Origin of the sequence: Virgibacillus sp. Bac332, assembly GCF_003667785.1 — a bacterium.
GTDB classification, from domain to species: domain Bacteria; phylum Bacillota; class Bacilli; order Bacillales; family Amphibacillaceae; genus Virgibacillus; species Virgibacillus salarius.
In genome coordinates this window covers 2,466,065-2,487,250 of record NZ_CP033046.1, presented here as the reverse complement: position 1 = coordinate 2,487,250, position 21,186 = coordinate 2,466,065, and the positions used below count along the sequence as shown (strand labels likewise).

Annotated in this window: 21 protein-coding genes; 5 read left to right on the top strand and 16 right to left on the bottom strand. The window is 36.5% G+C overall.

Going from position 1 to position 21,186, the window contains the following annotated elements:
• Positions 1 to 216: 216 nt before the first annotated feature.
• A complete protein-coding gene (gene nhaC, locus D9782_RS11740; RefSeq protein ID WP_121604845.1) occupies positions 217 to 1,593 on the top strand; it encodes a Na+/H+ antiporter NhaC in 1,377 nt (458 codons plus the stop codon).
• Positions 1,594 to 2,038: 445 nt separating this feature from the next.
• Here the strand turns inward: nhaC and map are convergent, their stop codons facing one another.
• Positions 2,039 to 2,791, bottom strand: coding sequence for a type I methionyl aminopeptidase (map, locus tag D9782_RS11735; protein WP_121604844.1), 753 nt, complete (start codon positions 2,789 to 2,791; stop codon positions 2,039 to 2,041).
• A 138-nt stretch (positions 2,792 to 2,929) separates the two neighbouring features.
• Here map and D9782_RS11730 point away from each other — a divergent pair, with 138 nt between their 5' ends.
• On the top strand, positions 2,930 to 3,655 hold the full coding sequence (locus D9782_RS11730) for an ABC transporter ATP-binding protein (RefSeq protein WP_026680554.1): 726 nt from the start codon (positions 2,930 to 2,932) through the stop codon (positions 3,653 to 3,655).
• Positions 3,648 to 5,285 carry a putative ABC transporter permease subunit gene (locus D9782_RS11725; RefSeq protein ID WP_162986390.1) on the top strand — a complete coding sequence of 546 codons (1,638 nt, stop codon included), beginning with the start codon at positions 3,648 to 3,650 and terminating at the stop codon, positions 5,283 to 5,285. The genes D9782_RS11730 and D9782_RS11725 overlap by 8 nt, the downstream gene beginning before the upstream one ends.
• A 160-nt stretch (positions 5,286 to 5,445) precedes the next feature.
• Here D9782_RS11725 and D9782_RS11720 read toward each other — a convergent pair whose 3' ends face one another.
• From D9782_RS11720 to D9782_RS11685, 8 genes are all read right to left on the bottom strand, one after another.
• Positions 5,446 to 5,580, bottom strand: coding sequence for a YjcZ family sporulation protein (locus D9782_RS11720; RefSeq protein WP_080668644.1), 135 nt, complete (start codon positions 5,578 to 5,580; stop codon positions 5,446 to 5,448).
• 88 nt (positions 5,581 to 5,668) lie between these two features.
• Positions 5,669 to 6,427, bottom strand: coding sequence for a (S)-benzoin forming benzil reductase (locus D9782_RS11715; RefSeq protein WP_121604842.1), 759 nt, complete (start codon positions 6,425 to 6,427; stop codon positions 5,669 to 5,671).
• A gap of 74 nt (positions 6,428 to 6,501) precedes the next feature.
• Positions 6,502 to 7,869 (bottom strand): dipeptidase, encoded by a 1,368-nt coding sequence (locus D9782_RS11710; RefSeq protein ID WP_026680551.1) that lies wholly within the window; start codon positions 7,867 to 7,869, stop codon positions 6,502 to 6,504.
• A 200-nt stretch (positions 7,870 to 8,069) separates the two neighbouring features.
• Positions 8,070 to 9,203 carry a bifunctional cystathionine gamma-lyase/homocysteine desulfhydrase gene (locus tag D9782_RS11705; RefSeq protein ID WP_026679654.1) on the bottom strand — a complete coding sequence of 378 codons (1,134 nt, stop codon included), beginning with the start codon at positions 9,201 to 9,203 and terminating at the stop codon, positions 8,070 to 8,072.
• A 61-nt stretch (positions 9,204 to 9,264) separates the two neighbouring features.
• Complete coding sequence (locus D9782_RS11700) at positions 9,265 to 10,185, bottom strand: PLP-dependent cysteine synthase family protein (RefSeq protein ID WP_121604841.1); 921 nt, start codon at positions 10,183 to 10,185, stop codon at positions 9,265 to 9,267.
• A gap of 15 nt (positions 10,186 to 10,200) precedes the next feature.
• Positions 10,201 to 10,662, bottom strand: a complete 462-nt coding sequence (locus tag D9782_RS11695) for an S-ribosylhomocysteine lyase (RefSeq protein ID WP_121604840.1) — start codon at positions 10,660 to 10,662, stop codon at positions 10,201 to 10,203.
• 13 nt (positions 10,663 to 10,675) lie between these two features.
• Positions 10,676 to 11,314, bottom strand: a complete 639-nt coding sequence (locus tag D9782_RS11690; protein WP_121604839.1) for a class I SAM-dependent DNA methyltransferase — start codon at positions 11,312 to 11,314, stop codon at positions 10,676 to 10,678.
• 137 nt (positions 11,315 to 11,451) lie between these two features.
• A complete protein-coding gene (locus D9782_RS11685; protein ID WP_026679650.1) occupies positions 11,452 to 12,039 on the bottom strand; it encodes a YhcN/YlaJ family sporulation lipoprotein in 588 nt (195 codons plus the stop codon).
• A 161-nt stretch (positions 12,040 to 12,200) separates the two neighbouring features.
• On the opposite strand from D9782_RS11685, the gene D9782_RS11680 reads away from it, so the two are divergent.
• Entirely contained in the window at positions 12,201 to 12,437 is a 237-nt protein-coding gene (locus D9782_RS11680) for a YhdB family protein (protein WP_026679649.1), read from the top strand.
• Between the two features lie 124 nt (positions 12,438 to 12,561).
• Here D9782_RS11680 and D9782_RS11675 read toward each other — a convergent pair whose 3' ends face one another.
• The 6 genes from D9782_RS11675 to D9782_RS11650 all read right to left on the bottom strand — a co-directional run bounded on the left by D9782_RS11675 (position 12,562) and on the right by D9782_RS11650 (position 18,136).
• The gene (locus D9782_RS11675) at positions 12,562 to 13,770 is read right to left on the bottom strand and encodes an anti-sigma factor domain-containing protein (RefSeq protein ID WP_026679648.1); all 1,209 of its coding nucleotides are present in this window, start codon (positions 13,768 to 13,770) and stop codon (positions 12,562 to 12,564) included.
• Positions 13,767 to 14,495 (bottom strand): RNA polymerase sigma factor SigI, encoded by a 729-nt coding sequence (gene sigI, locus D9782_RS11670; protein ID WP_034678168.1) that lies wholly within the window; start codon positions 14,493 to 14,495, stop codon positions 13,767 to 13,769. The genes D9782_RS11675 and sigI overlap by 4 nt, the downstream gene beginning before the upstream one ends.
• Before the next feature lie 714 nt (positions 14,496 to 15,209).
• Positions 15,210 to 15,713, bottom strand: coding sequence for a thioesterase family protein (locus D9782_RS11665; protein WP_240455729.1), 504 nt, complete (start codon positions 15,711 to 15,713; stop codon positions 15,210 to 15,212).
• A complete protein-coding gene (locus tag D9782_RS11660; protein WP_121604837.1) occupies positions 15,700 to 16,683 on the bottom strand; it encodes a 3-hydroxyacyl-CoA dehydrogenase NAD-binding domain-containing protein in 984 nt (327 codons plus the stop codon). Before D9782_RS11660 ends, D9782_RS11665 begins: the two co-directional genes overlap by 14 nt.
• 6 nt (positions 16,684 to 16,689) lie before the next feature.
• On the bottom strand, positions 16,690 to 17,583 hold the full coding sequence (locus D9782_RS11655) for a beta-keto acid cleavage family enzyme (RefSeq protein ID WP_121604836.1): 894 nt from the start codon (positions 17,581 to 17,583) through the stop codon (positions 16,690 to 16,692).
• The gene (locus tag D9782_RS11650; protein ID WP_121604835.1) at positions 17,576 to 18,136 is read right to left on the bottom strand and encodes a GbsR/MarR family transcriptional regulator; all 561 of its coding nucleotides are present in this window, start codon (positions 18,134 to 18,136) and stop codon (positions 17,576 to 17,578) included. Before D9782_RS11650 ends, D9782_RS11655 begins: the two co-directional genes overlap by 8 nt.
• A 249-nt stretch (positions 18,137 to 18,385) precedes the next feature.
• Between D9782_RS11650 and D9782_RS11645 the strand changes: the two genes are divergently transcribed.
• The gene (locus D9782_RS11645) at positions 18,386 to 19,978 is read left to right on the top strand and encodes a BCCT family transporter (RefSeq protein ID WP_026682761.1); all 1,593 of its coding nucleotides are present in this window, start codon (positions 18,386 to 18,388) and stop codon (positions 19,976 to 19,978) included.
• 461 nt (positions 19,979 to 20,439) lie between these two features.
• Here the strand turns inward: D9782_RS11645 and D9782_RS11640 are convergent, their stop codons facing one another.
• Positions 20,440 to 21,165, bottom strand: coding sequence for a PRC-barrel domain-containing protein (locus tag D9782_RS11640; protein WP_205388390.1), 726 nt, complete (start codon positions 21,163 to 21,165; stop codon positions 20,440 to 20,442).
• Positions 21,166 to 21,186: the final 21 nt, after the last annotated feature.

Genomic DNA, 21,186 nt, shown 5'->3' with positions numbered 1-21,186 from the left:
ATAAAATTTGAGCCTGTAGATAGATTTGGGCGTGTTGAGCCACGTCCGGCTCCAGCGCCCAGAAACGAGGCAACTTCACGAATCTCCCTAATCTAAGTCATCATCGACTCGCAAGCACATGTGATTCCTTTAACTCCGTTGAGTGCTTCAGTCGCTATATTTCTATTGGGGCGCTTGCGCTTTTATTTTATTTCAAACAAGAAGGAGGAATAGTTGATGTTTCCAATACAACCAAAGCATCATCCATTATTATCAGAGGCTATTATATTTTTCATTGTCATTATAGGTAATATCAGTTATTTCATTATTCGATTGGGAACAGTACCACATATTCCTATATTACTTGGTATCTTCCTATTAGTCGCATATGGAATAATTAAAAAAATACCTTTTCTAGAACTACAAAATGGGCTTATAGAGGGAGCAAGAACAGGAATGGGTGCCGTTTTTCTATTCTTCCTAATTGGTATCTTAATTAGCAGTTGGATGATTAGTGGTACAATACCTGTACTTATTAATACTGGATTTTCTTTTATTGGAGGTACGTGGTTTTACGCCATTGTCTTTGCAATTACAGCAATTATCGGTGTATCAATGGGAAGTTCATTAACAACTACAGCTACGATAGGTGTTGCATTTATCGGGATGGGAAGTGCTTTAGATGCATCGATGGCTATCACTGCTGGAGCCATCGTTTCAGGAGCGTTTTTTGGAGATAAAATGTCTCCACTTTCCGATACAACCAATTTAGCTTCCACAGTAGTAGGGGTTGATCTGTTTGATCATATTAAGCATATAAGCCTTACAACGATACCTGCTTTTGTTATTTCCTTTATTATTTTTGCTATTTTGTCACCTGAAGAGACGGTGTCGTTTCAAAATGGTGCTGCATATCAACAAGCATTACAATCAACTGGATTAATGGCATGGACATCTTGGTTACCATTAATTGCTCTCATCATTTGTACCTTATTAAAAGTACCTGCCTTTATTTCGATTGCAATAAGCAGTTTAGTAGCAACGGTATTCGCTCGTTTTATGAACGGCTTATCATGGAATGACATATGGTCTATCTGGTTTAATGGATATACAGCATCTACTAACTTTCAACCAGTAAATGACCTGCTTACAAAAGGCGGTGTCAATAGTATGCTTTTTACGATATCCCTTGTTATTCTAGCTCTTGGATTTGGGGGTCTACTATTTGTTACAGGTATTATTCCGACATTACTTACTGCCTTGCAACAAAAGCTAATAAAAATTCGTTCCATTATCATTTCAACCGCTGCTACTGCAATTGGTGTTAATGTACTAATTGGCGAGCAGTATCTATCGATCATGCTAACTGGTGAGACATTTAAAGGAATATATCATAAAGCTAACTTGCCTAATAAGGTTTTATCACGAACATTAGAAGATGCTGGAACTGTGATTAACCCACTAGTTCCATGGAGTGTTTGTGGCGTATTTATCGCTGACGTTCTAGGAGTTCCTGTATTAATGTATTTACCATTTGCTTTCTTCTGTTTATTAAGTCCAATTATAACGATGATTTTCAGTGGTAAATCATTCGAAAAAAAGAGGGTTTCATAACAGTTACTTGTAAATACCATAACTATTCCTTAGGTTAATAATTTCATATCTATACGAAAGGCTGTACTTAGAACCCTAAGTACAGCCTTCTAATTTATTTGTTTTACTACTTGCGTTTGCTGCTCACTCTTATATGTCAGGAACTTCAAACGTGTCCATCTATGGATCTGATTTTCATATGGTCACCATAGAAAATCACTAACCACTTCATTTATCTATAGGTACAGTATCTTCGCATACATTATTGGTGTATCTATCCTATAAAATAAAACTTCAATCCGAGGAGTGTTTTGTTTATCCTCCACTGATTGTTGGTAACTAGGATGTGCCTTAAAGGCCTTGAATTCAATCGGGCATTTACTGGCAGTTGATCCCCATTTATCCATATTGATTTCACTTTATTGCTGGAAATGAGGGTCTTACTGCGGGATAAAAATATAGCACCTTATTTGTCTTGATCTGTAAGCACTAATGGACCATCCTTCGTAATAACAATCGTATGTTCGTATTGTGCTGATCGACCTTCATCAATCGTTCTTGCTGTCCAATTATTACTGTCCATTTGACTATGCCAGCTACCTTCATTAATCATTGGTTCAATCGTAATTACCATACCCTCTTTTAATCTTAATCCTTTATTTGGTAAGCCAAAGTGGGGAATATGTGGGTCTTCATGAAGGGTTGGACCAATACCATGACCAGTAAAGTCGCGAACAACGGAGAAACCTTCGCCTTCTGCATATTGCTGAATAGCGTGGCCGATATCACCTATTCTGTTACCTGCTTGTGCTTGTTCAATACCTTTATCCATGGATTTTTTTGTAACATCCATCAATCGAAGCCCTTTTTCGTCGACATTTCCAACTGCATATGTCCACGCTGAATCAGCAAGACCACCATTTAAATTTACTACCATATCAATTGTTACTATGTCACCATCTTTTAATTTCTCTTCACGTGGGAATCCGTGGCAAATTTCATCGTTTATCGATGCACATATCGCGTAAGGATAACCATTAAACCCTTTTTGTTCAGGAGTCGCACCATGTTTTTTTAAAAATGACTCCGTGAAGTTATTAATTTCCATTGTTGTAATTCCGGGTTTGATTAATTTAGCAATTTCCTTATGACACTTAACAAGAATGTCTCCAGCTGCTTGCATTTTTTCAATTTCACGTTTACTTTTTCTTGTTATCATGAAATACTTCCTCTCTTCTTACAAAATCTCCATAAATTATATGTTAAAATAACCCTATCGTTCATGAATGAACATATCCAACATAAAGTGTACCATAGTTTATTCTATTCATAAAAGCAATTAGAAATGAGGGTAACAATGATAGAAATAACAAATGTTCAAAAAGGTTTTCCAGGAAATAGTCGAGCAATTGAGGATTTAAGTTTGACTATTCCAGATGGAAAAATTGTTGGTTTCCTTGGACCTAATGGTGCTGGAAAGTCAACTACAATTAAAATGATGACTGGAATTTTACCTATTGACAAAGGAAGTATCACTTTAAATGGGATACCAATTGATAAAAATTCCATCGAAGCGAAGAAAACTTTTGGCTATGTACCAGATCAGCCAGATATGTTTTTACGCTTAAAAGGAATTGAATATTTGAATTTTATCGGTGATATTTATAATGTCCCACAAACTATTCGTCAAGAGAGAATTGATACATTGACAAAACAATTTCAAATTCATACGTCACTTCAAGATTATATCCAAACATATTCACATGGAATGAGACAAAAAATAATCGTAACAGGTGTCTTACTGCATGATCCATCTATTTGGATATTGGATGAACCACTGACAGGACTCGACCCAAAATCGGCATATACATTAAAAGATATGATGCGTCAGCATGCGGATAAAGGTAACACTGTGTTTTTTTCAAGTCATGGTCTGGAAGTAGTGGAACAATTATGTGATATGGTTGCTATTATTAATAAAGGAAAACTCCTTTTCTACGGTGACATGAAGCAACTCCATGAAGAATACCAAACAGATCAGTCGTTAGAAGCTGTGTTCTTGGAGTTAACGAATGATGAATAAGACATGGCTTCTAGTAAAGATAATCTTAAAAATGCAATATTCAAAAGCAGGAGCAAACCATTCACAAATATGGCTGTTGGTTCCAATCATTCTTTTTTCTATCCCATTCTTATATTTATATATTACCATTACGAATGCTACCGTATCAGCATTATATCAGACACTACAATCAGTAGGTCAGGAATCGGTCATTTTAGGTCTCTTATTCATAGGTCTTCATACGATCCTATTTATCATGAGCTTAGTAACTATTCTAAATGCATTTTTCTTTGCAGAAGACATTAAGTCCTTTATTCCTTTTCCATTTCAGCCATACCAATTGATATTAGGAAAGTCTGCTAATCCGTTTATATATTTATACATTACTTCTGGCTTTCTGTTCATTCCTTGGTTTTATGCGTATGGAAATGTTAGTGAAGCACCTATACATTACTACCTTCAAGGGGTACCTATTTTCTTACTCGTGCCAATGGTTCCATTTACGCTTGCAGCCATCATCTTAATGGTAGCAATGCGATTTATAAACATTTCTAAAAACAAGGATCGCTCTAAAGTTATTACAGGGATACTTACATTGGCGTTTATAATCTTTATCAATGTGATTGTCCGTTTAAATACAGATTCTCAGGCAATGCTTCAACGTTTAACTTATTTGTTAAAGGAAAAAGACGGGCTACTTATTAAGATAACGAATTACTATCCACCTGCTTTTTTACAAACAAAAGCTTTAACAGATGCTAGTACATGGGAGGGATTTATCTACTTTCTCATGACAGTTGTTCTTGCAGTTGGTTGCTTTATGCTCTTTTTATGGATCGGTCAACGTTTTTATATAAAAGGGATGCTAGGATCTGGTGGAGTAGGAAGAAAGCTAACACTTCCCAAGAAAAAATCAGCAAAAAATGTAAAGAAGCAAGCTGTATGGCTATCCTATATTAAAACAGAATTACGAATCATATTTCGTACACCTACCTTTTTAATGCAATGCGTTATTCAGAGCTTATTTGGTCCAGTCTTTCTTCTCATTATATTTATTATGGACTCAGGAACACAAGGTCTTGCTACTCTCATGAACAATTTTTCAGAAAAACAGTCCATTCTAGTATTATTTCTGGCATCTGTTGTTCTAATTGGTTCTAATGCGACTGCGATCTCATCAGTATCAAGGGATGGAAAAAATTGGTTTGTTCAATTTTACTTTCCCCTTTCTATGAAACAGATATTACTTTATAAAATTTCAACTGCTTGGATCATCAACTTAATTACCATTACACTACTTTTAATTGTAGGTATAGGATTATTACAGTTACCCTTAACTTACAGTCTCATCTGGTTATTATTAATGCTGGTCGCTAACTGGTTTACAAGCATGTTAGGAACTTATTTGGATTTTATACAACCAAAATTAAATTGGACAGATGAACAAGAGGTTTTCAAATCTCGGTTAATCGGTTTAACAGCTATATGTATTACATTTGGTATTTTTGGCGCACTTGTGTTAATTTTATGGAACACATCAATTCTAAGCTTCATTCTTACAGTGTTTAGCTTATTATTAGGGCTAATCATTGCAATAATTACAATTGGAATACTTTTCCGTTTAAAGTTACGTCAAACCAATTCATTGTAGTAAAGTAAACAATCTACAAAGTGGATTTTGTTTATCCCCCACTGATGGTTAGTACCACAAGGGTATGACCTAAAAGGCCCTGGAGCCAATTGGACAGTTACTGCCAGTTATATGCGGGATAACATAAGTATCCGCCCGTTAAACGGGCGGATACTTATGTTTAGCAGCAGCCGTAACCACCGTAGCCGCCATAGCCACCACCATCTGTATAAGCAGTTCCAATTATAATCAATAATATGAACAATACGACTAATAGCGCAAATCCTCCGCCATATGCAGATCCGCCTTCACTCATTTCATTCGCCTCCTCTTTCACAAGATAATCCATTTTATGCGAAAAAGTGAAATATGGAAGGGGATTTAGGCGATATGGGCGTCTAACTTTAAAGAAAATCACCGATGTTATAAATCTTTCCATTTTCTATCTGATTTTTTTCCAAGATTAATTCCACCAGAATCGCTGCTACGTTCTTGGTACTTCTTAACTGGTTATTTTGTTTGAAGGCTACAAATCTTTCAATATCTGCAAATTCATCCTTCGAGCTCGAACGTATCGATTCTTGCATTTCTGTATCCATTATACCTGGACTAAAAGCAACTATTTTATTTTTACTACCTAGTTGTTCTTGCTCTAGAGCAACAGTTCGTGTATACATGTTTATGCTTGCCTTGGAACTACAATAAGCACTCCATCCATATGTTGGCCTTTCTGCAGCTCCTGATGTCACTGTCAGCCCAATCATGGGAATTCCATTATTGTTTGCATAATCTATAAGAGAATTGGTTAAAGCCATTGGTGCAATCGCATTTACATGGAAGTGGTAGGATAAGTTATTCGCAGCTATCTGGTTCGCTTGATTAACAGGCTGAACAACTGCTGCATTATTTACCAAATAAAGCTCCGTAATACTCCGATGAAGTAAATACTCCTTTAGCTGCGTATTCATCTGCTCCAGTTCATTTATGTTTCCAAGATCACCGTGTAGTTGCGTATAAGTGCTATGATTTTTTTGTGCTACGTTTACTAGAGCTTGAGATGGACTACGAGAAATACCAATAACATGAACCCCATGCTCTAAAAGTAGTCTTGCAATATCCTCACCTAATCCCCGTGATGTTCCCGTCACAATAGCATATTTCATGAATACTCCTCCCTTCCACCATTTCTAGCACATGAAGTGTAAGTAATTCATACGAAACTCCGCTTATACTATTTTTAATATCCCACTTCATTCCAGTAATACATAAGGGTTTCCATTCCTTTATCGAAGCTATCTATTGGAAAACTTTCATTCGGTGAATGAAGTCGATCATCTGGAGTTCCAAATCCTAACAATACAATTGGAAAATTATAGATATCCTCCAGCCATTCTACAACTGGAATTGAGCCTCCCATTCTTACATATATAGTCTCCTTACCGAATGCTTTTGTATAGGCAGTTGCTGCTTTTTTAATTAGCGGATGGTTCGGTTCAACTTTGTACGCCTTTGCAGAGAGCTTTTCTTTTGTTACTTCTACCGTCACTCCTGTTGGGGCCACTTTATTGATATGATCTTCAAGTAGATTCTGTATTCTAACAGGATCTTGTCCAGGTACTAAACGGCAGGTTATTTTCGCAACCGCTGTAGAAGGAATAATCGTTTTCGTACCCTCTCCTTGATATCCACCATAAATTCCATTTATTTCTAATGTTGGTCTTCCCATTGTATGTTCTTTTGCTGTATAACCTTTTTCAGAAATAGTCTGATCAACACCTGTTGCATTCGTATAATCTTCACCAGGAACCTTCTCAATAAGCTCTCTCTCTTCTGACGTTAATGGCTCCACATCATCATAAAAACCTTTCACGGTAACGACTTCTTTTTTATCCTTCATAGAAGAGAGGATATGACTCAAAGCCATAATTGGGTTACGTATGGCTCCGCCATACATTCCCGAGTGTAAATCATGATCAGGACCGGTAACTGTTATTTCAATCCCAGTAAACCCTTTTAATCCATATAGAATAGTTGGTTGGTTTTTAGCTACCATACCTGAATCAGATATTACGGCAAAATCTGCATTAAACTGTTCCTTCTTCTTATGAAGAACTTCATACAAACTCTCACTTCCAATTTCCTCTTCTCCTTCAATACAAACCTTTACATTTAAAGGTAGTTTACCTTCTGTTTTCATATATGCTTCAAATACTGCTAAATGCATAAACACTTGTCCTTTATCGTCGCTTGAACCACGTGCATATAATCTTTCATTCCGTACTTCAGGTTTAAAAGGATCACTATCCCACAATTCAAGGGGATCTGCAGGCTGTACATCATAGTGACCATAAAAAAGAACAGTTGGGGCATTTGGACCAGCTCCATTATATTCAGCGTAAACAAGTGGATGTCCAGCCGTTGCTTGTTTCTCAGCATTTTCAAAACCAATATCTTTTAGATATGTAACAATAAAGTCCGCTGCTTTTTCGATGTCATCTTTATGCGCACTATCTGTACTCACACTTGGAATAGCAAGAAAATCGGTTAGTTTAGCAAGTAGCCTTTCACGGTTATCTTTTAAATAATTCAAAGCCTGTTCACTCATATTTGTTCCTCCATTTGGTAATTTTCTTTATATTTATTTTAGCACATGGAGAGAAGCAACATCCATGAAACGCGAAAGTTTTTCAATAACGAGAAGAATAAAAAGCTCAACACGTCCATATTTATCCACATCGGCTAATTTTATAATTTACTAGACTACAAAAAAGGACGCTGTCCAAGAATGAACGGCATCCCTATGTTCTATTGTAATGCTTGCTCTATATCTTCCAATAAGTCATTAGCGTCTTCAATTCCTACAGAAAGACGAATTAAACCATCTGATATTCCCAACTCAAGTCTTCGCTCTCTAGGAATCGAGGCATGTGTCATTTGGGCTGGAACAGAAACTAAGCTTTCCACCGCACCAAGGCTTTCAGCTAATGTAAAGAACTTAATTCGTTCAATCACTTGCTCAGCCTTTTCCCTACTTCCTACATCAAAGGATATCATACCACCAAAACCACTCGCTTGTTTTTTAGCAATTGCATGACCTGGGTGATTCGGCAAACCCGGATAGTAGATAGCTACTACTTGAGAGTGGCCTTGCAAATAAGCAGCAAGTTTATTTGTATTTGCTTCAATCGCTTCCATACGTAGCGCCATTGTTTTGATACCTCGTAACAGTAACCAGGAATCCTGAGGTCCTAAAACAGCACCAACTGAATTTTGGATGTAATGCGTTCGCTTTGCTAATTCATCGGAATTTACAACGACCAAGCCTGCGACAACATCACTATGTCCCCCTATATATTTCGTAGCACTATGAATTACAATATCTGCACCAAGATCTAAAGGTAATTGCCAATAAGGTGTAGCAAAGGTATTATCAACAATTAATAAAAGATTGTATTTAGAAGCTATTTCAGCCATTTTCTTAAGGTCGGACACTTTTAATAATGGATTCGTCGGTGTTTCAATATACAATGCCTTTGTATTATCCTGAATAGCAGCCTCTACTAGCTCTGGATCGCTCGTATCAATAAATGTATGCTCTAAATGGAATCGATTCAACACATTTGTCATCACTCGATATGAACCACCATACACATCATCCGTCATTAATATGTGGTCTTCCGCTTGAAACAGCATCATTACTGAGGTTATTGCAGCCATTCCTGAGCCAAAAGCAAATCCAGACACACCATTCTCTAAGTCAGCAATTACGGTCTCTAACGCATGTCTAGTGGGATTTCCTGTGCGAGAATATTCGTAACCTCGATGCTTCCCAATCTCATCCTGCTGATAGGTACTCACCTGATAAATTGGAACGGACACCGCTCCAGTTCGTTCATCACCAGTGATCCCCCCATGAATCATTTTTGTCTTTTTTCGCATCGCTATTCTCCTTTACTCTATTCAATCATTCCCCAAGCTTCTGTATGAGGTAAATACATCATTATGATGAAGTATAAATTCCTTTACTTAAATAACGGTCACTTCCATCTGGAAATACGGTTACGATGGTAGAACCTGGTGTCGCCCGTTGTGCCTCCTGAATTGCTGCAAACATTACAGATCCAGATGAACTCCCCACGAGTAATCCCTCCTTTTTAGCTAATTTTGCTACATATTCAAAGGCATGATCATCTGATACGGTATATATTTCGTCAATTAACGTTTTATCCATATAATTTGGAAAGAATTCCATACCAATTCCCTCCGTTCGATGAGATCCAGTCTTCCCCCCAGCAATTATCGATCCTTCTGGTTCAACAATTACTGCTCTTACATTTGGATTCTTCTCTTTAAAATATTTTGAAGAGCCAATAAACGTTCCCGCTGAACCTGCTCCAGCGATAAATGTATCCATATTACCATCTAAATCATTCCAGATTTCCGGTGCTAAAGTTTGATAATAAGTGATCGGGTTAGCAGGATTAGAAAATTGCTGTGGTGAAAAACTATTCGGTATTTCCTTCAACAACGCTCGTGATTTAGCAATAGCACCTTTCATGCCTAGCTCCCTAGGAGTAGTAATAACTGTTGCACCGAGGGCTTGCATAATCGTCTGCTTTTCTTGGCTAAAGTGTTCTGGAACACATAATATTACTGAAAAACCATGTGATATAGCAGCAATCGCTAATCCAATTCCTGTATTACCCGCAGTAGGTTCAATAATGGTATCACCTGGATTCAGAAGCCTTTTGTTCATGGCCTCTTTAATTAATATCTGTCCTAATCGATCCTTTACACTTCCACCTGGATTAAAAAATTCTAACTTTGCAAATAAACGGACCCCACTTGGTAGTGAGAACTGCGTAATTTCAAGTAACGGCGTATTGCCAATTAAGCCTTGAATTGAACGATAAACTGCCATTCATCTCTCCTGCCTTTAAAAAACTTGATGCCACTCATCTCGATGTTCTAACATCTCCTTAGCAATTTCTTTTGCGCCCTCTAAGCTGTGATTCGCCGCCCACCCACATTGTACTTCATTACATGCCGGTACTTCATCAGCTTTTAAGACATCTTGCAATGTTTTCTCAATGGTGTCTAACACCTCATCGTAATTATCGTGGTTCATAATTGCTAAATAAAATCCAGTTTGACAGCCCATCGGACCGATATCAAGAACATTATCCATATGGTTTCGTATATTTTCTGCCATTAAGTGTTCAATGGAGTGTAAACCATCCATTTCCATATGTGCTTTGTTAGGTTGTTTAAATCGAATATCGTATTTATACACTTTATCCCCATTTGTGCCTTCTGTCACTCCTACTAATCGCACATAGGGTGCTTTTACTTTTGTATGATCTAAATTAAAGCTTTCTACATTCATTTTTTTAGTCATGATACCCGCTCCTTTAATTCTTTTTTGCTAAGAGTAACCAAACGAAATCATTCATTTGATGAAAGGCTATATTAAAATTATACAGGGTGAATATATTTTTTAAAACTGTTATCGTCGGGTAATACTCACGTTGTAAGTCATCTGCTAAGTCCAGATACCCTTGTCGTTTTGCTTGCTCAATCATCAGTTCCTTCGCTTGATCAGATTGAAATATCGTGTCCCCAAATACAATCCTCCCATCCTTCGGTAGCATTTGTGAAAAGTTAGAAATTGCTACTTCCTTTTCCTTGTCTGTTAGATGATGAAAGGCGTAAGTACTGACAATCGTATTTATACTTTCAGAAATGGCTGGAAAACTTAGAAAATCCCCATCAAGAATTTCTACATCTCCAAGTTTTTCTTTTGCAATTTCTCGCATTGCCAAGGATGGTTCCACCCCAATAAACGAATGTCCTGCCTCTATTAGCTTTTTGGATAAATTACCAGTTCCAACTCCAAATTCAAGAACATTCCCTTCTGAATGTTCAACAACTTCATCTAAAATTTTATCGTAATTGGAAAAAACTGCAGCATATTGCTGATCTACACCAGCTACGCTTAAATCATAGGTGTTTGCCCAATCATCAAATATCGATAAGAACTCTCTTCCCATTTATATTCAACTCCAACCGAGGAATAATTCATAGTAAAACACTATGTATAGTATGAATATATGTAATAGTATACATGATGTGACATATTTTTAAAAGAAAAACGAGTGACTCCTTAAAGAATCACTCGTTTAATGAATTATTGATTTTCTGGAAATAACCTTTCAATCATGTTTCCAAATTGGTCAAAGAACCCTTCTATTGGTTCACCATTATCAACATCATCTGCATAATTTTGTGTTAGGTTAAGAAAATCAGGATTCGTAGAGACATATACATTGTCAATATCTCCGTCAACCGATTGTACAATTTTCTTGATTTTGGACTTTACTTCATCCGTAACTTCATTGCCATTATCTTCATTATTATTTGTGTTGGTATTTTCCATATTTGGGTTATCATTAGCATCTAGTCCTGCAGCTACATAAGCATTATTATCCGTCGTTACGACATATGCGCGATCAATTTCGGCAATTTCATCTGTTATTTTATCAGCAGCCTCTTTTGAGATATCATAACGGTCATTGTTATTCGTTTCTTGATCACGTTCTGAGGTTCTTCTCATCTCATAATCACGTTCACCAGCCATGCCATCACCAGCATTATTATATCTAGTCTGCTCTACATTATCCTCAGCTGCATCTTGATTATTATTATCATCCGTATTTGCACAACCCATCAACACAATACTAAGTACTGCAAAAAGAGTGAAAAACTTTGATTTCATTTAAATACCCTCCTTTGTTTTGTTCTTAGTATGAATCGACGAAGATTTATTATACTTTTTTTTACTACCTTTATCTGGCAGACACACCATTTTTGTTTCAGACAATATATATATTATGCGGGGACACTATGACTAACCCTTACAATTTAAGGAGGGGTAAAATGGACATTCCTGATTACGATAAAGCGTTGTACTACACACTTTGGGGACAATGGGATGATTTACTCGTACTAATGGTACGTACAAAGGATGATTTACTTTCAAAAAAAATTCAGCGATTTCTACATGCTTACCATTATTCAATAGACGAACGTAAAATTATGAATTCCCATGATAACCTGCTTTATTATTTAGACCATGCCATGAAGCATGAGCCATCCATTGCCATGGAACTATAATTTTGTTTCAAAGTGATTACTATGTTAAGCGCGCATAAAAAGAGCTGTCAAATATTTCATGTATCTCATACGTGCATGATATGTGACAGCTCTCTTTTTTTATTTTTCGAACCAATGCTCCTATTTAATCGTCACCATAACGCTCTTCTCTATCTTGATGTTTTTCATTTTTATGATAATGCTGACCGCTTCTACCCCTTTCTTCATAATCCTCTTCTTTGTAGTCGTTTTCATCTTCATCCTTATCCCGGTGATGATGCCATTCATCATCATCCCAATTACGGTGATTATTCTGATGCTTATCCCTAGGATCATTGTTATTTTTTCGTTGTTTGGACTTGTTTTTTTGTTTATTCTGGTTATGTTTTTTTGGATCCTTCTTATCTTTTTTTTCGTACTTCATTCTTTTTTTGTCTTTGTTATGATTAGCATTATTTTTCTCAACAGATGTTTTCTTTTTTTCGTGTTGTTCAGGGACAGCTCTCTGTTTACTAATATCAGGTGTTATTGGTGCCTGTTCCTTAGAAGTGTTGTTACTTTTAGATGAATTCGTTTCCCCTGAATCTTCAGTAGTGGACTCTGAATGATCGTTTTCCTTTGAATTATAAAATGAATTAATTATAGCTTTATCTTGATCATTCATCATTTTTTCTGAATTAGACGTATCGACCACTTCATCTTTATCTTGGATAGCTTGAGCCATTATTTCATTCATGGATTTATTGGTTTTCTCCGCTTCTTCTCTAATTTTTTCTGGTACGAAAAAGGTTGCAATTTTCCAATCGGAATCACCTTCAGGGAAATAGCCGTCTAAACTGTCCAAAATAGATGTATCTGGATCCTTTAGGCTTACACCTACCAACATATTCTTTTGATTATTTATTAAACCTGTTTCCTCACTTTTATCCATAATCATATGTATAACTTCATCGAGGTTTTTATTTTCATAATTAGTTAATTTATCTAATATTAGTTCAGCATCATCATTAACTGGTCTTATTGATTGAACCAGCATATTTTCAGTTACCTCTAGCTCTATACTAGGGTTAATATCAATACTTACATAAGCATATGTTTTACTCTTCTCCATAACAAAATAAAAAGGTAGCACAAATAAAAGCATGACACTTACTAGAGCAAGCAAACGAAGCGAAGCATTCATTTTATTCCCACCAAAAGAGAACAGTAATCCCTTTTTCGCCTTCATTGGTTTAAATGACACTTCGGTACCTAATTCAGCATTTTTTACCGGTACTGCTTTATAGAAAGCCCCTTCTTCTGTTAATACAATCATATACTTGCGATGCTGTTCCATGATGATCCCTTTTTTCACTGACCCACCCCCTTCAAATAATCTTTAAGGTATAGATAGTCCTCCGTAAGTACAATAAATATAGCTAAAATGTATTTTCTATTACGTTCTAACGTCTTTTTACTGACATCTACTTTTTTAACTAAATCCTTAATTGGCAGCTTCCGTTTGGCTAATACATACTCCTTCATTTGTTGATCCTCATACAAGATTCTTGCGGTACGAATCGCTGACTCACGCGCATCTCTATGCTTAGGAGATACTTCTGTTAATTCAGCTAAGCTCATCTTGTACAGTTTTAATTTTTCTTTAAAATCCATTATTTCTTGTTTCCGATACCACGCATCCTGTTCTAATTGATACATTTCTTTAACAGCCAATATTTCTGTTGGATTCTCCATTTGTTCAGCATCATAGGTTTCATCTAAAGATACTGCAACTGGACGTTTTTGTGTATAACGAATATAGTCTATTACCTTTCGCTTGATAACTAATTTTGCAAAAGATAAAAACGAGCTCCCCCTTTCCGGAACATACGATTGTATCGCTTCATTGAAAGCGGAAAGACCAATACTAAATTCATCATCTTTTTTTGGATCAATATACCGTTTACATACCTCAGACACACACTTCGCAATGAAGGGTTGATATGTTTTTAAAAGATAATTTTGTACGTTTTGATCTCCTTGCTGGGCACATATAATCATTTCTTCTAGGGGAGTATCCTTTAATGACTTGCTCATCATCAAACTGAAGCCCCCCCAGCCATTATAGTTTTCGTTCTTTTCAAATCGTTTTTGGGCGTAGGCCTTTTATATTTACGTTTCATTCCATATTCATCATTTATATATATATTATTCACGATGTATTCACCATCTTTATTCAGAGTATCAAAAAAGTCTTTCACAATTTTTCAGATTGTTTCATAGCAGTAGTTGACTGCTTTTTCCATACGTTACGCTATTGTTTATATTTACAAAAGCGGGGCGAGTCCCAAAACCATCAGTTATGTATTAAATATACGTGTATATTCTCATAGCACGAGTTATTATATCTTAACGTAAGGTTTTACAAGTGGCTAGGACAAAACCGTTACATTTTGTTTAAAATAAAATTACTAGCCTATCTCTATTATGTAACATTTTGTTCACATTGTCTTTAATCAATTTTTACCTATGACTTTCTGCTCATATTCAATTTGATTTTTCTTAGAACAAAAGCGGAAGCGCACGAATAGAAACGTAATCACTGGAGCAAGTCAACGCAGATAAAGCAATCACGGTGTGCTTGCGAATCGATGATGACTTAGATTAGGATAATTCGTAAAGTCACCTAGCTTCTGGGAGCTGGAGCTGGACGCAGCTCAACACGCCCAAGTTTGTCCACATGGGAAAATTTTATATTCCTAAACCACAAAAAAACCTCTGGAACTCACCAGAGGTTTTTCTTGCTTCCACCTTTTATTTTTTTCTTCGAATACCGATAACGCGTCCTGCTTCCTTTGGTTTTTCTTCAGGCATACAACTATCTGCGATTTCATCAACATTCGAAAGGATAGCTGTTGGAAACGGTGCAGACTTCCCAGTTGAATGGTCAATCCCCATCAGTAACTGCTCACTTGTCGCAGCTCTTTTTCCGTCTTCACCATATAATTCGAAGAAAGCATGTACACGCTTATTATCATAATCCAACATCTGAAACGATACTTCTATTGGCTCAGCAACATTCATTTCCGCCAAATAACAAACATGTGTCTCTAATGTGAATAATGTATAATTTTCTTGATTACGTACTTCTTCCGTCAGACCTATAGTATACATAAGTTTATCCACAGCTCGGCTAAAAACTCGAACATATTCTGCATCATTCATATGGCCATTATAATCAATCCATTCTTCTCGAACACGATCTTGTAAAATAATCGAGCTTGGCATTAACATTCCCTCATTTCTATATGTCGCCATTAATTATAGCAGCAGGCCAGTATTTCTTTAATAACTCCTGTAATTCTATTAAAAATTGATCTCTACGTTCTTCTAATTCTTCCATTGTGGTCCCAGCGGTTTGGCTTTCACAGCCAGTTATTACTTTCTCTGTAAGCTCATCCGTTAACTCTGGCGCTACAAGCTTGGTCCATGGTAGCTTTAATGCTGGACCAAACTGTTCAAGAAGATGCTTCATGCCTTCTTTTCCCCCACCCATATGCAAGGTCATGAATGGTCCCATTAATGCCCAGCGTAAACCAGGTCCATATACAATAGAAGCGTCGACCTCATCAGTCGTTGCTATACCGTCATTTACGATATGCAAAGCTTCTCTCCAAATTGCTTCCATTAATCGATCTGCGACATGTCCTTCAATTTCTTTTTTAATGACAAGTGGCTTCATACTCATTTGGTCATAGAAGCTTCTTGCTTTTTCAATAGTAGATCCAACTGTTTTATTACCACCCACTATTTCAACTAAAGGCATTAAATATACAGGATGAAACGGATGTGCAACTATCACTCTTTCAGGATGATACAAACAATCTGCCTGTAATGTACTTGGTAGAATACCTGAAGTACTTGAAGCAATTATAGTAGCTTCTGAAGCATGCTGATCTATTTCTGCAATTACCTTACGTTTTAATGCTTCACGCTCTGGAACATTTTCTTGTACATAGTCTGCAGTTGATACTGCTTTTTGTAGATCCTTCTCGAATGATAAATTAGAGAGTGATGCCCCTGGAGCTAATCCTGTTTCCTTCATTGCCGGCCAAGCTCTATTCACCGCATCCCTTGTCCGTTTTTCTGCTGCTGGATCTGGATCACTTGCTGTAACTCGATATCCATTTGCTAAAAATCTCGTGATCCATCCATTACCAATAACACCAGTTCCAACCACGGTGATATTTTTGATTTTTTTTGTTGATTCTAAAGCTTCTATTGTCATGCTGATTTATTCCCCTTTACTGTATGGGTTTCTTAGTTTTAAATATTCTCGTGCTTCTTGCGGATTCATTACATCATGTCCCAATCCTTGGATTTTTTCAACAGCCTTGTCGACAAGTTGTTCATTCGTTGCTAACTTTCCTTTTTTCAAGTATAAATTATCTTCTAAACCTACTCGTGCATTTCCTCCCTGAACAACAGATTCAGTGACCATTGGCAATTGCATTTTGCCAATACCAAACGCAGCCCATTTTGCATTTTCAGGTAAACGATTTTTCATATATGCTAAAGTTTCTGCGTCTGCGTCTGCTCCCCAAGGAATTCCCAAACAAAATTGATACATCGGATCACCATCAATAAGTCCCTCTTGTAGTAATTGATTAGCAAAGCGAATATGTCCCGTATCAAAGCATTCAAGCTCAGGTTTAACCCCGCTCTCTTTTATTAACTTAGCTTGTTTACGTAGCCAAGTAGCAGGACTAATATAGATTTGATCACCAAAATTAACACTGCCACAATCCAATGTACAGATCTCAGGAAGTAATAATCCAACTGGCTCATGTCGTTCCTCAGGCGTTTGAATATCTGTACCTTTCCCACCTTTTGTCGGGTCTGCTTCACTTGGTAGCCAGTCACCACCTCCACCAGCTGTAAGATTTAGAACAACATCTGTATCAGACTCACGGATTCGTTCAACTACTTCTTGGAATAATTGAACATCGTGACTTAATTTACCAGATTTTGGGTCACGCACATGTATATGTGCAATGGTTGCACCTGCTTTTGCCGCTTTAATCGCTGAATCAGCAATTTCCTTCGGTGTCACAGGAACGTGCGGACTTTTTTCTGCAGTCTCTCCTGCTCCGGTTACTGCACAAGATAGAATTACTTTTCTATTCATATTTATTACCCCCTGCTTGTTTTTTGGGAACATGTTGAAATATTTCGCCACTCTCAAAGAAAGAAATTAATCGTTTGATCCAGTCATAATAATCCATCCACGCTTTTAACTCAATTGTAATTTCAGTTATTAACTGCTCATTTGTATCAGGTAGCTTTTCTACATGATTTAGATCATGCAACTTTTCTTTTAACTTTTGTTCAAAATGGATATGTTTATTGATTGCATTATGCCACGTTGAAGTAAACAGTGACGTGAAAGTTTGATAATAGTCTTGCTCAACCTGATACAAATCTTTTCGAACGCCTTTTTTAAAAACACGTTCTGCGATATTTAAGTCAATCATTTCACGGACAACCTGGCTCATTCTTGTCTTGCTCATACCTGTTTCCGCAGAGAGTTCATCCAAGGTCATTGGCTTGCCCTGCATATAAATAATTCCTAAGACACGTCCAACTGTTGTAGACACTCCAAAAGATTGCATATTATCTGCAATCTTTTCCACAAAGTGTGATTGAATTTCTACTATTCCTTTATTTGATTGTGACGACATATTAACCATCCTTTTTTAATCTTAGGAAACTGTATCATGGCAGAAGAAATTTCGAAACCAAGATTTTTTGTAGCATTATGGAGTATATAAGAGAATATTGAAGCTGACATTATATAAACTTTATAAATAATAAATTTTATAAAGTTTACGTATTATTTGCCGTTTGTTTGCTCTTCCCCTGTTTGCTACGATTAATAAGTCCTTAAAATCGGAAAAAGCATTATAATAAAGAAAGGTTTTGATTCTTATATGAATTTTAAATTAATTGATTGGCCAACGTTTTTAGGGGCACTTGTCATATTATTAGGAGTATCACTTCCACTTATTATTTTCCCTGAGGCTGGAGCTGAAGTTATAAATGAAGCGAACGCATTTATGACAGGTAATTTTGGTATCCTTTATTTACTGTTAGGTTTGGCATCATTTATCTTTTTATTATTTGTGGCCTTCAGTAAGAATGGTAGAATTAAGTTAGGAAATAAAGAAGAGAAAAAGGAATTTAATACCTTTTCTTGGGCTGCCATGTTATTTGCAGCTGGTATCGGATCCAGTATCCTTTACTGGGGTATGATCGAGTGGGCATACTATTATCAAGGACCACCGTTTGGAGTGGAAGCAAAGTCAAAAGAAGCAATCCAGTGGGCATCTTCATACGGTATTTTTCATTGGGGTCCGATTGCATGGGCTATCTATACATTACCTGCATTGCCAATCGCTTACTTCTATTATGTACGTAAAAAGCCAGTCTTAAAAATTAGTGAAGCTGTTAGACCAATACTTGGTAATCTTGTTGATGGACCAGTAGGAGTAATCATTGACATATTATTCATGTTTGGGTTAATGGGAGGTGCTGGCACAACATTAGCGTTAGGAACACCGATGATCGCTGAAGGTATCCATGATCTAACAGGGATCCCGGTGACATTAGGTTTAAAAGCAGGGATTATGTTACTATGTACTTTAATCTTTGCAATTAGCGCTTATTCTGGATTACGTCGAGGAATAAAAATATTAAGTGATATCAATATTTGGCTAACTATTATCTTAATGGCTTTTGTTTTTATATTCGGACCAACCCTTTTTATTAGTGAAACAACTTTCTCAAGCCTCGGAATTCTTGCAGATAACTTCTTCCGAATGGCAACATGGCTAGAACCATTTCGAAATTTTGGTGGTTTTACAGAAACAGGCTTCCCTGAATCTTGGACCGTGTTTTATTGGGCATGGTGGGTTGTTTATGCACCATTTGTAGGTCTATTTGTTGCTCGCATCTCTCGAGGGAGAACGATTAGAGAAATGATTCTCGGTACAATGATTTATGGAACATTTGGTTGTATTCTCTTCTTTGGTATTCTTGGAAACTTTGGTCTCTATTTACAATTATCGGGATCGTTTGATGTCATTGGCTTTATGAATGATAATGGTGCACCTGCTGCAATTATTGCCATTCTTCATCAATTACCAATGGCTGATATGATTGTAGGTTTATTCACTATTCTTGCCGTCATTTTTCTATCGACAACCTTTGATTCTTCTTCCTATATTTTGGCAGCAGTTGTTCAGAAGCGAATTAAAGGAGAGCCTTTACGTTGGAACAGATTATTTTGGGCGTTCACCCTTTGTCTATTACCTCTCGTATTAATGTTTATTGGTGATTTAAAAGCATTACAAACAGCAAGTATTGTTGCTGGATTCCCACTTATTTTGATTATGTTTCTGTTAGCATGGTCATTTATGAAAGCTTCTAACTACGATATGCAAGCATCTAGAGATTTTAAATCTCCCACCATCCACATAAATAGAAAGGAAATAGAGGAAAGATCCAACCAATCAAAATACTAGCCAATTATCATTTCATGAACACAAATAATCTATATAGACTTTATTTTCTATAACTGCTGAGGAATTTTTTCTCGGCAGTTATTTTTATGTAGAGACAATAATAACCATCATAACTTCGCTATAGCAATAAAAGCAAAAACTAGACCAGACAGGCCTCCAAGCAACATACATTTCGCAAGGAGGCTCTAACGTTCGTCGTGAAATTATTCACAAATTGCCCAAGAAAAAACTAGGCGTTTTCTACAAACTGAAGGTGGTGTATCATCATTTCGTTTACATTCAGCAACTGAAATATACGAGACTACAGTTATAAAAGAGAAACAGTACAAATCTCGGAATGGAGCTTCTTTGCTTGCAGGGAAAATAAACATTTCCCAGGGAAGGAGAGTGTACTCCAGTTGTGTTAAAAGAGAGCAGAGTTATTTGAAAGTGCTTTTTCACTCCTCTGAAGGAAGCAATATTCAATTTTGTATTATTTCAAAGCTTTCTAATATGGACGTTTTCGTATAATATTCTTTTTTTAATTTTACATCTGAAAGAGAGGTATTTAAATACATGTCTTTTTCAAACCAGTCCACCTGTTGAATTTTCTCAATTGGAAAAATAAAATAAGCTTCTTCTGTGAATTTCTCACTATTTTGTACAATTACATAGCTTACCTTCCAATAATTAGTATCAACAATTAAATCAGCAATATGACCAATCTTACCGTCATTTGCATGAACCTTAAAACCAATGGTTTCATCTTCACTTCGAAGATTATAAGTTTGCCAGTCACTCACATGATTCTCATAGTTATCTGAACTATCATTTGTTGATCGCGGGAAGGTCATTGGTTGATCTACTACTCCCCAAATCATACTACCTGCCCAGTATCTTGCCCATCCATAGTAACTAATCAGCGAATTTTCATCATCCTTAGTAACTGCATTTTCTTCAGGTATGGTTGGACTATTTCGAATTACTTCTTTATCATGCTTTACTTCTACATGTTTTTCTCGTTCATTTAGAGCTCGAAAGGACGCTGGTGACATAAGCACACGTCTGCCTGGCAACCACTTTCGTGTATCTACAACTGCATAACGAATGGCCCATTTATTATCATCAAAGTAAAGATCCTTAACCTTTCCCATCACTCCATCTGAAGCATGAATTTTATAATTCTTTAATTCAGATGTTAAAAACATTGTAATCGCCTCCTTAGACGT